The organism is Paraburkholderia sp. RL17-381-BIF-C, from assembly GCF_046026435.1.
Lineage (GTDB): Bacteria > Pseudomonadota > Gammaproteobacteria > Burkholderiales > Burkholderiaceae > Paraburkholderia.
Genome location: NZ_JARESX010000014.1, coordinates 19,493 through 35,283, shown reverse-complemented (window position 1 = coordinate 35,283; position 15,791 = coordinate 19,493). Strand labels below are relative to the sequence as shown.

At 62.9% G+C, this 15,791-nt stretch carries 14 protein-coding genes; 9 read left to right on the top strand and 5 right to left on the bottom strand.

Annotation, left to right across the window (positions count from 1 at the left end):
- Positions 1–18: 18 nt before the first annotated feature.
- The 5 genes from P0D70_RS11565 to P0D70_RS11545 form a co-directional block, all read right to left on the bottom strand.
- Positions 19–1,272: an ABC transporter permease subunit gene (locus P0D70_RS11565; protein WP_408184637.1), complete on the bottom strand. Its 1,254-nt coding sequence runs from the start codon at positions 1,270–1,272 to the stop codon at positions 19–21.
- Between the two features lie 37 nt (positions 1,273–1,309).
- Positions 1,310–2,356 (bottom strand): ABC transporter substrate-binding protein, encoded by a 1,047-nt coding sequence (locus P0D70_RS11560; RefSeq protein ID WP_091792814.1) that lies wholly within the window; start codon positions 2,354–2,356, stop codon positions 1,310–1,312.
- A 1-nt stretch (position 2,357) separates the two neighbouring features.
- On the bottom strand, positions 2,358–3,539 hold the full coding sequence (locus P0D70_RS11555; protein ID WP_408184577.1) for an ABC transporter ATP-binding protein: 1,182 nt from the start codon (positions 3,537–3,539) through the stop codon (positions 2,358–2,360).
- 29 nt (positions 3,540–3,568) lie between these two features.
- Positions 3,569–4,732, bottom strand: coding sequence for an SRPBCC family protein (locus P0D70_RS11550; RefSeq protein WP_408184576.1), 1,164 nt, complete (start codon positions 4,730–4,732; stop codon positions 3,569–3,571).
- A gap of 182 nt (positions 4,733–4,914) precedes the next feature.
- The gene (locus P0D70_RS11545; protein WP_091792817.1) at positions 4,915–5,841 is read right to left on the bottom strand and encodes a LysR family transcriptional regulator; all 927 of its coding nucleotides are present in this window, start codon (positions 5,839–5,841) and stop codon (positions 4,915–4,917) included.
- Between the two features lie 261 nt (positions 5,842–6,102).
- Between P0D70_RS11545 and P0D70_RS11540 the strand changes: the two genes are divergently transcribed.
- The 9 genes from P0D70_RS11540 to P0D70_RS11500 all read left to right on the top strand — a co-directional run bounded on the left by P0D70_RS11540 (position 6,103) and on the right by P0D70_RS11500 (position 15,767).
- Positions 6,103–7,446, top strand: a complete 1,344-nt coding sequence (locus P0D70_RS11540) for a flavin-containing monooxygenase (protein ID WP_408184575.1) — start codon at positions 6,103–6,105, stop codon at positions 7,444–7,446.
- Between the two features lie 59 nt (positions 7,447–7,505).
- Positions 7,506–7,943: a RidA family protein gene (locus P0D70_RS11535; protein ID WP_408184574.1), complete on the top strand. Its 438-nt coding sequence runs from the start codon at positions 7,506–7,508 to the stop codon at positions 7,941–7,943.
- 10 nt (positions 7,944–7,953) lie between these two features.
- Positions 7,954–8,631, top strand: a complete 678-nt coding sequence (locus tag P0D70_RS11530; RefSeq protein WP_408184573.1) for a DUF1028 domain-containing protein — start codon at positions 7,954–7,956, stop codon at positions 8,629–8,631.
- Entirely contained in the window at positions 8,624–9,793 is a 1,170-nt protein-coding gene (argE, locus tag P0D70_RS11525; protein ID WP_408184572.1) for an acetylornithine deacetylase, read from the top strand. The genes P0D70_RS11530 and argE overlap by 8 nt, the downstream gene beginning before the upstream one ends.
- A gap of 433 nt (positions 9,794–10,226) precedes the next feature.
- Complete coding sequence (locus P0D70_RS11520; RefSeq protein WP_408184571.1) at positions 10,227–11,189, top strand: alpha/beta fold hydrolase; 963 nt, start codon at positions 10,227–10,229, stop codon at positions 11,187–11,189.
- 14 nt (positions 11,190–11,203) lie between these two features.
- Positions 11,204–11,773, top strand: a complete 570-nt coding sequence (locus tag P0D70_RS11515) for a methyltransferase family protein (protein WP_408184570.1) — start codon at positions 11,204–11,206, stop codon at positions 11,771–11,773.
- A gap of 10 nt (positions 11,774–11,783) precedes the next feature.
- Positions 11,784–13,115: a glycosyltransferase gene (locus tag P0D70_RS11510; protein ID WP_408184569.1), complete on the top strand. Its 1,332-nt coding sequence runs from the start codon at positions 11,784–11,786 to the stop codon at positions 13,113–13,115.
- 134 nt (positions 13,116–13,249) lie between these two features.
- The gene (locus P0D70_RS11505; protein WP_408184636.1) at positions 13,250–14,770 is read left to right on the top strand and encodes a DHA2 family efflux MFS transporter permease subunit; all 1,521 of its coding nucleotides are present in this window, start codon (positions 13,250–13,252) and stop codon (positions 14,768–14,770) included.
- 10 nt (positions 14,771–14,780) lie between these two features.
- On the top strand, positions 14,781–15,767 hold the full coding sequence (locus P0D70_RS11500) for a glycosyltransferase family 2 protein (protein ID WP_408184568.1): 987 nt from the start codon (positions 14,781–14,783) through the stop codon (positions 15,765–15,767).
- Positions 15,768–15,791 lie beyond the last annotated feature (24 nt).

The window sequence follows — 15,791 nt, the reverse complement described above, 5'->3', positions numbered from 1 at the left end:
GCGCGTGTTCGACCGGGCTTAACCAAAGCGCAAGCGGTCGATACCGACGATGCGGTTGAACAGGAAATAGAAGATCGCCGTGAAAATCACCAGATAGGCCGAGAGTGCGCCGGCGAGTCCCCAGTTGAGCTGCGTGTTGGTCTGGATCGCAATGAGCTGGCTGATCATCTCGTCGCCTGCGCCGCCGAGCAGCGCGGGCGTGATGTAGTAACCGAGCGCGAGCACGAACACGAGGAAGCAGCCGGCGCCCACGCCTGGCAGCGTCTGCGGTATGTAGACCCGCACGAACGCGGTGAACGGATGCGCGCCGAGCGATTGCGCCGCGCGCAGGTAGACGGGCGACACGCTTTTCATCACCGAATAGATCGCGAGAATCATGTAGGGCAGCAGCACGTGCGTCATGCCGATCAGCACGCCGGTGCGGTTGAAGATGAGCGGCAGCGGATGCGTGGCGAGACCCAGACCCGTCAGCAGGCTGTTGATGACGCCGCCCGGCTGCAGCAGCACGTACCACGCGGTGGTGCGCACGAGCAGCGAGGTCCAGAACGGCACGATCACGAAGAGCATCAGGCGGTTGCTGCTTTTCGCGGGCAGGTTCGCGAGCAGCCATGCCACCGGATAGCCGAGCACGAGGCACAGCAGCGTGACCGTGGCGCTGATCGAGATCGTGCGCAAGAAGGCCTGCCGATAAATCGAGGCGTTGTCCGGCACGAACGCGACCGATCCTTGCGGCGTGACTTGCGCGTCGACGGCGGCGAGCAGATAGTCGGGCGTCGGCGACGCGGCGGCGCGCTTGAGCAGGCGCCAGGTTTCCGGCGAATTCCAGCGTTCGTCGAGTTCGACGAGCGCCGGTTTCCACGCGGGCAGCGCATCGGCGGGAAGTTGGCGCGCGGTGCGCATCAGGAGGCTGCGGAACTCGGCCTGCTCGAAGTTCAGCCGGCGCGCGACGGTGCCGAGTTGGCCGCTCTGCTGCGCTTCTTTGAGGCCCGCAGCGAGCAGGGCGAAGGTATGTTCGTCCGGCACGCCGCGGCCGTCCCACGCATCAAGCGCGCGTGTGAGGGCGGGCATGCTGCTGGACATTTCATGGTTCTGCACGCTGCGCGCGAGCAGCAGCGCGATCGGCGCGATGAACGTCGACACGAGGAACACGATGAGCGGCAGCGCGAGCAGCAATGCCCGCACCGATGCGCGACGACGCGCTTTCTGAAATGAAGCGCCGCCGTCGGCTCTCGTCGGAGAGCCCAGGGATGAGGCGCGGGCCGGGGCGGGCATGCTGGTAGTCAAGTTGGGCTCTCGTCGGACGATGGGTTTATTGCGTCAGCCAGACCTGGAAGCGCTTGTTGATCTGGTCCGCGTTGTCGGCCCAGAAGCCTGCGTTGATCTGCAGCGCGCGCTTGAAGTTCTGCGGCGAGGTCGGCAGATCGGCGAGGCGCTGCTTGTCGACCAGCGCGATCGCGTCCTTGCGCGGCGGCGCGTAGGCGATGTACTTCGACAGGTCCGCATACGCCTTCGGCTGCGAGGCGGAGACGATGAATTTCGCAGCGGCGTCGGCATGCTTCGCGCCTGTCGGAACGCCCCACCAGTCGAAGTCGTAGACCTGTGCGTCCCAGACGGCCTTGAACGGCTTGTTGTCCTTCTTCGCTGCGTCGTCGATACGGCCGTTGTAGGCCTGCGTCATCACGACCGCGCCGTCCGCGAGCAACTGCGGCGCCTGCGCACCCGACTCCCACCACACGATGCTCTTCTTGATCGTGTCGAGTTTCTTGAACGCGCGATCCACGCCGGCGGGCGTGCCGAGCACTTTATAGACATCCTTCGGATCGACGCCGTCGGCGATCAGCGCCCATTCCATCGTTACCTTTGGCGATTTGCGCAGGCCGCGCTTGCCGGGGAATTTCTGCAGATCGAAGAAGTCGTTGACGGTGGTCGGGGCGGTCTTCAGCTTGCTGGCATCGTACGCATAGACCGTGGACCAGACCATGCTCGCGACCGCGCAATCGCTGATCGAGCCGGGAATGAAGTCGCTCGTTTTGCCGAGCGACTTCTTGTCGAACTTCTGCAGGAGGCCTTCGTCGCAGGCGGTGATCGCGTCGTTCGTTTCGAGGTCGATCAGGTCCCACGTGGTGTTCTTCGCCTGCTCCATGGCGGAGAGCTTGGCGAGACCGCCGTCGTACGATTCGGTCGAAAAGCCGATGCCGGTGGCCTGCGTGAACGGTTCGAAATAGGCCTTTTTCGCGGCCGCTTCATATGCGCCGCCGAAGGTCACGACGGAGAGCGTCTCCGCGGCCTGGACGGTCACGGTGGCGAATGCGAGTGCGGCGAGTGCGGCGCTTTGTGCTTTGTGAAGAGTGCGCATTTCAGTTGGCTCCTGCGGCTGCTGTAGTGATGATGGAAGGTGACGGCGGTGTGGATACGTGGAGCGTGGGCGCGCTGCGTGGCGCGGCCGCCGCGAGAATCTTGCAGTCGTCGTGGCGCCAGGCGACGTCGATCTCGTTGCCGGGCGAAGGCAGCGCGTGGCGCTGCGTGTTGGGCACTTTCACGACGAGGGAATCGCGCGAACCGAGCTTCAGGTGGACGCGATGGTGATCGCCGCAATACACCAGTTCCTCGACGCGCGCACGCACCACGTTGCTGTTTTCGTCGACGTGCAGGCCTTCCGCGCTCGGGATATGCGCGCGCTCGGGGCGCAACGCGAGCATCGCTTCGTCGCCCGCGCGCAGGCCGGGTTCGCAACGGCCGCGAATCACGCTGCCGTCCGACAGCGCGAGCGTCGCCCAGTCGTCGCCCACATTGACGACACGTCCGCTCAACCCGTTGTTCTCGCCGACGAAGTTGGCGACGAACGCGTTCTGCGCGTTCTCGTAGAGTTCGCTCGGCGTGGCGGCTTGCTGGATGCGGCCGTCGGAGAACACGGCGACGCGATCGGACATGGTCAGCGCTTCGGCCTGATCGTGCGTCACATAGACGATCGTGAGCGACAGCTCGCGATGCAGGCGCATGATTTCGTATTGCATGGTTTCGCGCAGGCGTTTGTCGAGCGCGCCGAGTGGTTCGTCCATCAGCACGACGCTCGGCTCGAACACGAGCGCGCGCGCGAGCGCCACGCGCTGCTGCTGTCCGCCCGAGAGTTGCACGGGGCGCCGGTTCGCCAGATGCGGCAGCTCGATCATTTCGAGTGCGCGCTTCACGCGCGTTTTCTGTTCAGCGCGGCTCACGTGCCGCACGGAGAGCGGAAACGCGACGTTCTCCGCAATCGTCAGATGCGGAAAGAGCGCGTAGTTCTGAAACACCATGCCGATGTCGCGTTGATGCGGCGGCTTGTCGTCGAGCCTGCGGCCATCCAGGCGGATCTCGCCGTGCGTGGGCGATTCGAATCCCGCGAGCATCATGAGCGTGGTCGTCTTGCCCGAGCCGGACGGGCCGAGCAGCGACAGGAATTCTCCCTTGCGCACGTCGAGGTTCAAATCGTCGACGACATTTTGCGTGCCGTCATACGTTTTGCTCACGCCCGAGAACGAAATGAAGGAAGGGTTTGACATCGTGATTGCGTCCTGTCGGTGAAGCGGGTTCAGTGCGCGCCGAGTGTCGCCGTGGCGACTTTGCTCGCAAGATAGCGCGCGAAATCGTAGTTCGGGCGTTCGAGATGACTCAGATGGCCGGGTTTCGCGAGCGGCGCATGCACGCCGCGAAAGACGGCTTCCACGCCGCGTTTGTCTTCGGCGTTCACTTCGTCGAGCAGCTTCTTCAACGTCGTCATGTGCGCGTTGGCCGCGGGATCGGCGATGAATTCGGGCGCAAGGCCGCCGCCAAAGCGGATATGCACGCGCCCCACGCCTTGAGGCTGCAGCACGAGATACCAGAAGTAACCCGGCGTGAGCGTGACGAGATGCGTCGGGTAGATGGCGAGCAGTGCCGTGGTCTTGCGCCAGTGTCCCGTGAGACGTGTGTTATCCGGATGCGCATTGCCGATAGGCAAGCTCGCTTCCTTCGTGATCCAGTGATAGTTGAAGGCCGGGTAGCCCGGCGGGCATTCCATTTCGTCGAGCCGCGAATGCGGGCCTACCGTCGCGCGATGCAGCATCGGCAGGTGATAGCTCTCCATGAAGTTTTCCGCGAGGATCTTCCAGTTCGTGTCCCACACGTGCTCTTCATAGAAGGTTTCAATGTAGTCGGACATGCCGTATGCGCCAACCAGCTCGCCCAGTTTGGCGAGTTGAAGATGGACGGGCGGCGCGTTCTGGTCGAGTGTGACGTAGAGCCAGCCTTGCCATTCTTCGCAACGCACGGCGGGCAGCCTGTAGGCTTCCTTGCAGAAGCCCGCTTGCCGGTCCATGAGCGGTGCACCTTGCAGCGCGCCGTCGAGGGAATAGTTCCACGCGTGATACGGGCAGACGATGCGACGCACATTGCCGCGCCCTTCGAGCAGCACCGACATGCGATGCAGGCACACGTTCGACATCGCCTTGAGCTGCATCTGTTCGTCGCGCAAGATCACGATCGGTTGTGCGCCGATACGCGTGGTCAGGTAATCGCCTGGCGCTTTGAGCGCACTGGCGCGGCCCACGCATTGCCATTCGCGCTGGAAGATCGTGCGCTCTTCCAGCGCGAGGAATTCAGGCGACGTATAGACACCGGGTGGCATTGCATGCGCATCGCCGAATGACCGCTCGCAACCCGTCTGCAGTTCGTCGACCAGCGCTTGCACTGCAATCGTCTCTGACGGGTGGGCCATGGTGTCCTCCTGGGTTCATCACGGTAAGAGCGCACCAGCACGAGGCTTTGTGGCGTGGCGCTCAACATGGACACAAATCTATCAAGCCAAATTGCAAGCCAAAATATTGTTTTTAGATACAAAGCAAAGTTTTTACCTATACAGCGGCGGCCCGTTCGACGCGTGTAAGCGCGCTTTGCCGATCAATCGTCGAGATGCAGTCGCCGAATGTACGTCTCGCAGAACGACGCGAAGCGATGCACGACCTGGCGCGGTTTCATCGTACGTGACTGCGCAATGCCGAGCATCGTGGCGTTGACGTTGTCTTTGAAACGTTTAATGACGAACTCTTCACCGTCCACGGTGCGATTCGATTTGAGCGGAAAATTGAGCAGGCTATAGCCGAGACCGTTGGCCACCATGCCGCGTACGACCTCAGGCTGTGACGAGCGGTACGCGGGCACAGGGCGGTTGCCCACCGCATCGAAGAGCGCGGCGAAATACTCGCGGCTGTGTGGCAGATCGAGCATTACATATGGCTCGGGCAGGAGATCCGCGAGCGATACCTTGCGGGCGCGCGCGAGGCGATGCGTGCGCGGCAGAATCGCATAAGGCGGCAGCGACAGCAGCGGCGTGAAGGCGATGTCCTCGGTCAGGTCGAGGCTATAGGTGAGGGCGATGTCGAGCGAACCGTCGTGCAGGCCACGCAGGAGGCCGTCCTGATGCGCTTCGACAGTGCGGAACGAAATGCCCGAGTGCTCGGCCGTGAAGCGGCTGATGAGCCTCGGCATGAGCGGCGGCGCGAGCGAAACGAGGCAGCCGAGCGCGATGGCGCCCGTCATGCCGCCGTCCATTTCCTTCGCGGCCATCTGCAATTCTTCCGCAATCTTCAGCAGATTGCGCGCTTGCCCAAGCAGATCGCGTCCCGCTTGCGTGAGCGAGAGTCCGCTTGCGTGATGCCGTATGAACAGTTGCACACCGAACGACACTTCGAGGTCCGCGAGCGCCGTCGAGATGGACGGCTGCGAAATATGCAGACGCTTCGCGGCGGCGGTGAAGGACAGCGCCTCCGCCGTGACCACGAAATAACGCAACTGGCGCAACGAGTAGCGCAGGGGGTGGCTCTCCATCGACAACGCTCCATCTCAGGGCCTTCAATGATGGGATTGTGCGGCGGCCAAAAAGACATGCATAGGAAAATCCGATGCTATGCATTTTTTAAATATATTTTTCAGATTCGGGAGGGGCGCGTAGATTTTCACCGACACGAACGGCCCAAGGCGGTACGCGCCATCGGAAAACACGACTGGGGTCCGCCACGGTTGCGAGCGCTTGAAGGCCGCGAGGCCGCAGCCGAATCGAAACATTCCGCCATTCAGAAGGACACAGCCATGACAGTGGAAACAACGTCAATCGATACGCTCGTGGTCGGTGCCGGCCAGGCCGGCATCGCCATGAGCGAACACCTGAGCAGGCTCGGCGTGCCACACCTCGTCCTGGAGCGCGATCGAATCGCCGAGCGCTGGCGCACGGGACGTTGGGATTCGCTGGTCGCCAACGGCCCCGCATGGCACGATCGGTTTCCCAATCTCGAGTTCGCGGAGGTCGACCCTAACGGTTTCGCGCCGAAAGAGCAGGTCGCGGACTATTTCGTCGCCTATGCAAAGAAGTTCGATGCACCGATTCGCACCGGCGTAGAAGTCAGGAAGGTCGTGCGCAATGCGGGACGGCAGGGCTTCACGATCGAAACATCGGAGGGCACGATCGAGGCCAATCGCGTGGTGGTCGCCACCGGCCCTTTTCAACGCCCGGTGATTCCGCCGATCGCGCCGCAGGATTCGAGTCTCACGCAGATTCATTCCGCCGACTACCGCAATCCCGCACAATTGCCCGAGGGCGGCGTGTTGGTGGTGGGCGCGGGATCGTCAGGCGTGCAGATCGCCGACGAGTTGCAACGCGCGGGCAAGCGCGTCTATCTGTCGGTTGGCGCGCATGATCGCCCGCCGCGCGCCTATCGCGGCCGCGATTTCTGCTGGTGGCTGGGCGTGCTCGGCGAATGGGACGCGGAAGTCATGAAGCCCGGCAGGGAACACGTCACCATTGCGGTGAGCGGCGCGCGCGGAGGCCATACGGTGGACTTCCGGCGTCTCGCGCAGCAGGGCATCACGCTCGTCGGATTGACGAAATCGTTCGAGCATGGCGTGGCGACTTTCGAAACGGATCTGGCGGAGAACATCGCGCGCGGCGACGAGAACTATCTGTCGCTGCTGGACGCGGCCGACGCTTATGCGGCCCGCAATGGCCTCGATCTTCCGGAGGAGCCCGAAGCCCGCATCATTCCCGCGGATCCGGATTGCGTGACGCATCCGTTGCACGATCTCGATCTGGCTAAAGCCGGCGTGACGTCGATTGTCTGGGCAACCGGCTATGCGCTCGATTTCAACTGGCTGAACGTCGACGCTTTCGATGAAAAGGGCAAGCCGAAACATCAGCGCGGCGTGTCGAAGGAACCCGGCGTTTACTTCCTCGGACTGCCCTGGTTGTCGCGTCGTGGCTCTGCGTTTATCTGGGGCGTGTGGCACGACGCGAAGCACATCGCCGATCACATCATCACGCAGCGCAAATATCTCGCGTATTACGACGGTGCGCAGCCAGATGCACAGCACGGCCGCGACGAAAGCGGTGACAATACTTCCGGCCATTCACCTGTTCATAAAGTCAGCGCGATGGGCTGAACTGATGTGCATGCGTCTTTAATCCGCGATCCATTTCTTCCTAGCATTGAGGTGCATTGATGAGCCAACCTACGCACACCCGTATCCGCATGTTCAACACGAAGGATACGTATCCGAACCAGACACTCGACAACGATCTTTGTCAGGCCGTGCGCGCCGGCAATACCGTGTATGTGCGCGGTCAGGTGGGCACGGATTTCGACGGCCGTCTGGTCGGCCTCGGCGATCCGCGCGCTCAGGCCGAGCAGGCAATGAAGAACGTCAAGCAGTTGCTCGAGGAGGCGGGCAGCGATTTGTCGCACGTCGTCAAGACGACGACGTTCCTGACAGACATCCGTTATCGCGAGCCGGTCTATCAGGAAGTCGGCAAGTGGCTGAAGGGCGTGTTTCCGATTTCCACGGGCCTCGTGGTGGTCGCACTGGGTCAGCCGCAGTGGTTGATGGAAATCGATGTCGTCGCCGTCATTCCGGATGGATGGACGCCGCCGGCGGCTTAAGGAGCGGGACATGACATTCTCTATCGTCGGACGGTGTGCCAAGTCCGGGCAGCTTGGCATCGCGATCAGTTCGTCCAGTATCGCGGTGGGCGCGCGATGCCCGTGGGTGCGCGCAGGCGTGGGCGCGGTGGCGACGCAGAACGTCACGCTGCCTGCGCTCGGCCCGCAGGTTCTCGATCTTCTGGAGAACGGACAGTTGGATCCGGCCGCGGCATTGGAGCAAGCGCTCGGCGGGAGCGAGTGGAGCGAGTACAGGCAGGTGACGGTGATCGATAGCCAGGGCCGCACGGCTTTCTTCAGCGGCAAGGAAGCGCTGGGCGCCTATCACGCTGTTGCCGGCGCGCAATGCGTCGCGGCGGGCAACATGCTCGCCGGTGTCGAAGTGATCGAGGCGATGGTTCCTGCGTTCGAGCAGGCAGCCGGCACGCTGGCCGAGCGCCTGCTCGCGGCCATGCATGCCGCGATGGCTGCCGGCGGCGAAGCAGGCCCCGTGCATTCCGCGGCGCTCAAGATCGTGGGCGAGCCGAGCTGGCCGATCGTCGACTTGCGCGTCGATTGGGCGAATGAAGATCCCATCGGTCAGCTCGACGGTCTATGGCAGGCTTATCGGCCGCAGATGCAGGACTACATCACTCGCGCGTTGAATCCGACCGCCGCGCCCAGCTACGGAGTGCCAGGCAATGAATGACCGATCGAGCCGTGCGCTGCTAGAGCGGCTGATCAGTTTCGCCACTGTCAGCCGCGACTCGAATCTGGAGATGATCGAGTTCATTCGGACTTACCTCGAGGAACTGGGTGTCGAGTGCGAGCTGTTCTACAACGCCGAGCGCACCAAGGCGAATCTGTTCGCGACCATCGGTCCGTGTGAGGGAGGCGGCGTCGTGCTGTCCGGGCACACCGACGTGGTGCCTGTTGACGGCCAGCCATGGACCGTCGATGCATTTCGTCTCACTGAACGCGAAGGGCGGCTGTATGGCCGCGGCACGGCCGACATGAAAGGCTTTATCGCTTCGGTGCTGGCGGCGGTGCCCATGTTCATCGAACGGGAACTGAAGCTGCCGGTGCACCTCGCGTTCTCGTACGACGAGGAAGTAGGATGCCTCGGCGTGCGTTCCATGTTGGCGGACCTGGAGCAGCGGCCGCACAAGCCGGCTCTGTGTCTGATCGGCGAGCCTACCGGGCTCAAGCCGGTGCTGGGTCACAAGGGCAAACTGGCAATGCGCTGTCACGTGAAAGGCGCGCCTTGTCATTCGGCTTACGCGCCTTATGGCGTCAACGCGATTCAATACGCGGCGCGGATGATCAGTCGTCTTGAAGAAATCGGCGAACAGCTGGCGCAACCCGAGCATCACGACGAACGCTTCGATCCGCCGTTCTCGACCGTGCAGACGGGTGTGATCAAAGGCGGCCGTGCGCTCAACATCGTGCCGGCCGAATGCGAATTCGACTTCGAAGTGCGCGCGCTGCCGGGCTTTAATGCGCACACGGTGGCCGACCAGTTGCAAACTTACGCCGAAGCCGAGTTGCTGCCGAAGATGCGAGCCGTGAAGTCCGACACCGGCATCCGCCTTCAGCCGCTTTCCGCCTATCCGGGATTGGCGACATCGCCCGATAGCGAAGCGGCGCGGCTTCTCGCGCTGCTCAGCGGCTCGACTGAATTCGGCACGGTCGCATTCGGCACCGAGGGTGGGCTCTTCGAGCAGGCCGGCATTCCCACGGTGGTCTGCGGCCCGGGCAGTATGGACCAGGGACATAAGCCCGACGAGTTTGTCACCGTCGAGCAAATGCGCGATTGCGATGCGATGTTGATTCGCCTCGCGGACTACCTCTCGAGCGCATCCTTTCAATAATATTTCACTTGCCGATTTCGAACATTCGCTCAATGATTTTTTAGCTTTTATTTTTGAAACATGTTAAAAAGCATTCCGTTATCGTATGTTGACATCAAGGCTTCACGCAAAGCGGCAAGACTGGCGTCGACGAATGACAAGCAGTAGCGATTGAAGTAATGCTTTTCAATTAAATATAAGAAATATCACGAGGCATCGAACGCTCGATTGAAGCGGCCTGAGGTCAGGCGCGCTGCGGGGAGCGGGCAGGCATCATGTCCGGCGATGCGTGTGTTCGGTGTAGCAGCGGTCGTCGCGGATCGGATTTGCCGGCGTAAAGGTGTAATGGCAAGTCGCATGGGCCTGATCCACGGTAGTACGGCCGCAAGGCGTTCGCTCGCGCGGACGCGGTGTCAGTACGCATTTGCCTTGCGCAAGTGCCTGCGAATACGCCATGCCCATCGAAAAACTCCTTGTTCCGCTACCGGCGGGCCTGAAAGTCTACGTTGAACGTCACGTATTCGATCCGGCCTTCGAGAGTGTCATTCTGATCAACGGCGCGTTAGCCACCACGGCGTCGTTTGGACAGACAATCAAATACCTCGGCGAACGCTATAACCCAATCTGTTTCGATTTGCCCTATGCGGGGCAATCGAAAGCGCATAACGAATGCGGCTTCATTCTTACCAAAGACGATGAAGTCGACATTCTGTTGTATCTCATCGGCTTATTCGAGCCGGGCTTCCTGTTATCGGTGTCCTGGGGCGGCGTGGCGTCGCTGCTTGCGCTCTCGCGAGCGCGCACGAGCGTGCGCCGCGCGGTGATCGCGTCGTTCTCGCCGCTGCTCAACGAGGCCATGACCGCGTACGTGACCGCGGCGCGCGACTACATCGCCGCGGGCGAAAACCTGAAGGCCGCGCAACTGCTCAACGACACTGTGGGCTGTCATTTGCCGCGGATCATGAAGCTCTACAACTACCGCTACCTGTCGACGCTGCCGCGTGACGAGCAGCACCAGGTGGCGTTTCATGTCGACCAGATTCTGGCGATTCGCCCGGAGCAGTATCTGCACGAATTCAGCAACATAGACTGCGGACTGAAGTTCATCAACGGCGAGCTCGATGCGTACACCACGCCCGACGATGTCCGCTCGCTCGGCCATCATCTGAAGCGTGCGGAGTTTGCGACCATCGATCAGGCCGGGCATTTCCTCGATCTGGAAGGGCGCGCCGCGCTGCGTCAGGTGCGCACGGCGATTATGGATTACTTCGGCGCCGCGCCGGTTCAGCAACCCGTGCGCGCGCTCGACTGCTTCGACGGGCCGAGCGGCCGCGCTTCGCTCCCGCTCGTGCCCGAACCCGCCATCGCGAACGTCGCAACTCCCGCGTTGCAGGCCGCTGCCGATCACTCGTTCTAACAGGTCGAACCATCGTGAATATCGCTCAGAGCATCGCCATCGTCGTACCGTGGACAGTGTGGCTGCTGTACTGGATCGCCACGTCGAACCAGGTCAAGGAGACCGCGCGAAAAGAGGCATCCGTGTCGCGCACCTTGCAGTCGATTCCGCTGATCGCCGGCGGCGCGCTAATCGTGCTGCCGGACTTCAATGCCGCGGCGTGGTCGTTCGACTCGCATTCGATCGGTGCGCTGCAATGCGCCGGCCTTGCCGTGCTGCTTGCCGGCCTCGCGTTTTCAGTGTGGGCGCGCCTGCATCTTGGCACCAACTGGAGCGTGTCGGTCACGCTGAAGGAAGATCATGAACTGGTGCGCAGCGGCCCGTACGGGCTCGTACGGCACCCGATCTACACCGGTTGCCTGCTGGCGCTCGCGGGCGGCGTGCTGATCGGCATGCAATGGCGCGGCGCGCTCGGCTTGCTACTGATTTTCGCTTCGCTCGCGTACAAGGTGCGGGTGGAGGAGAGCTGGCTGACCGGCCACTTCGGCCGCGCCTATTCGCAGTATCGCCGCGACGTCGCTGCGTTGATCCCGGGTCTCTTCTGAGCCGCCGGGCATGACAAGAGTCATCATCACCGCAATCGGCTCCGCGGGCGACGTGCATCCGCTGCTCGGCATCGGCGCGGCACTCGCGGCGCGCGGACACGAGATCGTGTTCTGCACGCATCCGCCGTTCGCGGCAGCGGCGACGCGCCGCGGCTTCATGTTCGTGCCGATCGGCACAGCGGCCGACTACGCCGACGCGATGGCGAATCCGGCGCTATGGAATCCGCGCACGTCGTTTCGCACCTTGTGGGCGGTCATTGCGCCGACCCTGCGAGCGCATTTCGACACGCTGGCATCACTGACCACTCCCGACACGGTGCTGGTGGGCACGTTATGGGCTTTTTCCGCCCGGCTGATGCAGGAGCTATACCGGGTGCCGTTCGTGTCCGTGCAGGTGTCGCCGTCCACCTTGCTTTCCGCGCACGCTCCGCCGACCCATCCGCGGCTCACCATTCCACGACGTTTGCCGCTCGCGGTAAAGGCAGCGCTGATGCATTCGATCGAACGGTACGCGCTCGACAAGGTGTGCGGTCCGGCGCTGAACGCGTTGCGCGCGGAGCTGGGTCTCGAACCGGCCACGCGCATCTTCGGCCAATGGTTGCATTCGACCGATCGCGTGCTCTGTCTTTTTCCCGACTGGTTCGCGCAGCCGCAGCCCGACTGGCCGGCTCCGTATCGCATGAGCGGCTTTCCGCTGTTCAACGACACCGTTGCGTGCGCACCCGATCCGCAACTCGACGCGTTTCTCGCCGCGGGCGAACGGCCCGTGGTGTTCACGGCGGGCTCGACGTTGATCGATCAGGCGCGTTATGCGCGAGCGGTGCGCGACACGCTCCGCGAGAGCGGGTTGCGCGGCATTCTTTTGCGGCCCGACGCGCCTGTCGAGGATCGCGCTGCTGCGAATGAGGCGAGTTCGTTCTCCACGTTGATCGAGCGCCGCTATGTACCGCTGCAGACGCTGTTACCGCGTTGTCGCGCGCTGGTGCATCACGGCGGCATTGGCACGGCGGCGCTGGCGTATGCCGCCGGTATCCCTCAAGTCGTGACGCCATTCGCACACGATCAGTTCGACAACGCGCAGCGCGTCGTCGCGAGTGGGTGCGGGGTTCGGGTGGATGGACCGATCGAGGCGCGGACGTTGACCCGCGCGCTCAGGCAGGTGCTCGGGAGTCCGTCGCTCGCGACGCAGTGTGGGCGCGTGCACGACCGGCTCGCCGCGTCGCCGGATGGATGCGAAGCGGCGGCGCGCGAGATCGAGGGATTCATGCAAACGGGCTTGCGTGTGCCCGCCGACACTCGCGTGTTGTCGCCCGCGTTGGCGTTGAGCGGGCAGGGCGTATGAGCGCCGCAGCGCGAATGCCTGAGGGCGCCGGGTCAAGCCTTGGCGCGCGAGGCGGCTCGGGCCGTGACGCGCGCGCCGGCGTGGACAGCGGGCGCGAAAAGCACAACGAGCACAACGAGCACAACAATCGAACCATGCGCGGCGCCCGCCTCGCGTTGCTCACCTTTGCGCTTTCGCTCGCAACGTTCATCGAGGTGCTCGACTCGACGGTGACCAACGTGGCGGTCCCCGCCATTTCGGGTGGCCTCGGCGTGTCCAATAGCCAGGGCACGTGGGTGATCAGTTCCTACTCCGTCGCGGCCGCGATCGCCGTGCCGCTGACGGGATGGCTTTCGCGACGTCTCGGCGAAACCCGCCTCTTTCTCGCGGCGGTGATTCTTTTCACGCTGACGTCGCTGCTCTGCGGCGTGGCCGGCGACTTTCATCTGCTGGTCGTGTGCCGCGCATTGCAGGGCCTTTTTTCGGGGCCGATGGTGCCGCTCTCGCAAACCATCCTGTTGCGTACGTTCCCACCCGACAAGCGCGTGGTGGCTCTTGCGCTGTGGGCGATGACCGTGCTGCTCGCGCCGATCCTCGGGCCCGTGGTCGGCGGCTGGATTATCGACAGTTTCTCGTGGCCGTGGATTTTCCTGATCAATCTGCCGATCGGCATCTTTTCGTTCGCGGTGTGCATGACACTGCTGCGTCCCGATACCCGCAACGCGCACGGTGCGAAAGCCGCGCCGGTCGATCTGCCGGGCATCGTGCTGCTGATCGTCGGCGTCGGGTCGTTGCAGGCCGTGCTCGATCTCGGCCATGACCGGGGCTGGTTTGATTCGCCGCTGATCCTGACGCTCGCGATCGTCGCCGCGCTTGCGATCGTGTCGCTGCTGATCTGGGAAGCGGGCGAGAAGGATCCAGTGATCGATCTCAGCCTGTTTCGCGACCGCACGTTCTCGTTTTGCGTGCTGATCATTTCACTCGGGATGATGAGTTTCTCGGTAGTCGGCGTGATCTTCCCGTTGTGGCTCCAGGCCGTGATGGGCTACACCGCGTTTCAGGCCGGGCTCGCCACTGCTCCGCTCGGCATACTCGCGCTGGTGTTCTCGATTCTCGTCGGCATTTTCTCGGCGCGTTTCGACGCACGCGTGCTCGCTACGTTCGGCTTTCTGATCTTTGCGGGCGTGCTGTGGTGGGACGCGCACTTCACGCTGACGATGACCTTTACGCAGATCATCACGCCTGGCCTGATTCAGGGCATCGGCCTGCCGTGCTTTTTTATTCCGTTGACCGCCGCGACGCTCTCACGCGTGTCCGACGACAAACTCGCTGCGGCGTCCAGTCTGTCGAACTTTCTACGCACGCTGTCGGCGGCCTTCGGTACGGCAATGAGCGTGACGCTGTGGGACAACCGCGCGCTGTATCACTACGACGTGGTTGCGCAGTCGGTGGCGAAGTCGTCCGGCAACACGCAGCGCTTCGTTCAGATCCTGCACGGCATGGGTATCGACGGCGCGCGCGAACTGAGCACGTTGCACCATATCGTGCAGCAACAGGCGTACATGATGGCGACCGGCGACATGTTCTACATGGCGAGCATCACCTGCCTCGTGCTCGCCGCGATGATGTGGCTGACGCGTCCCAAACGCGGCGCCGCGATGACCTTAGGTCACTAGGAGCAGAGTCATGACGATCCTGGGCGCGTTGATCATCCTGTTTCATCCGGGCGAGGCGCAGTTGATGCGAGCCGTGGCGATGCGCGACGAGTGCGACCGCCTGCTGGTGGTCGACAATTCTCCGCAGCCGGACAGTCGCGCGGCCCTGGTGCTGGGCGAAGCAGGGATCGAGCTGCTGCATCACGGCAATCGCCACGGCATTGCCGGTGCATTCAACTGCGGCCTGCGTGTGCTGTTCGAGCGGGGCGCGGATGCGGTCGCGCTGTTCGACCAGGATTCCGAAGCGCCGTCCGGCTATTTCGACGTGATGCGCGACCGGTGTGCGTCGGTGAACGGTACTGCGTTCATGGCCGGCCCGCGCATCTTCGATGAAAACGATCAACGCTTTCTGCCGGAACTGTCGACCAGCGGTCTGGGTGTCGAAAGATTGTCGTTGCGCATGGATGCCGGCTTGCAGCGCTGCGCGTTCCTGATCTCGTCGGGTTGCGTGATTTCGCGTGAAGCGTTCGCGCGGCTCGGCCGCTTCGACGAATCGCTGTTCATCGATCACGTGGACACCGAGTATTGCCTGCGTGCGCTGCTGCGCAATGTGCCTGTCTATGTCGTGCCGTCGCTGGTGCTGTCGCATCGGATCGGCACGCGCCACCGCCATCAATTAGGCCCCTTCGAAGTGACGACGATGAATCACCCTGCATTTCGCCGCTACTACAGTGCGCGTAACGCAATGCAGCTGGCGCTGCAATATGGACTGCGTCTGCCGGTCGCGGTCGTACCGAACCTGTTGACGCTATGGCAGATCGTGCAGATCGTGCTGCTGGAGAAACACAAGCTCGACAAACTGAATGCGATTGCGCTGGGTCTCATAGATGGATTGTTCGCCCGGATGGGGCCGCTTGGAGAAACCCGTCCTCGGCTCGCGGCCAGAGCGGCGAGGGCGGCCGCCGTGAATACGCCAGCGGCGACTGAAGGTGCGATGCCTCGCACGCACCACTCATGAAGCAGTCGATGCGACGCCTCATTC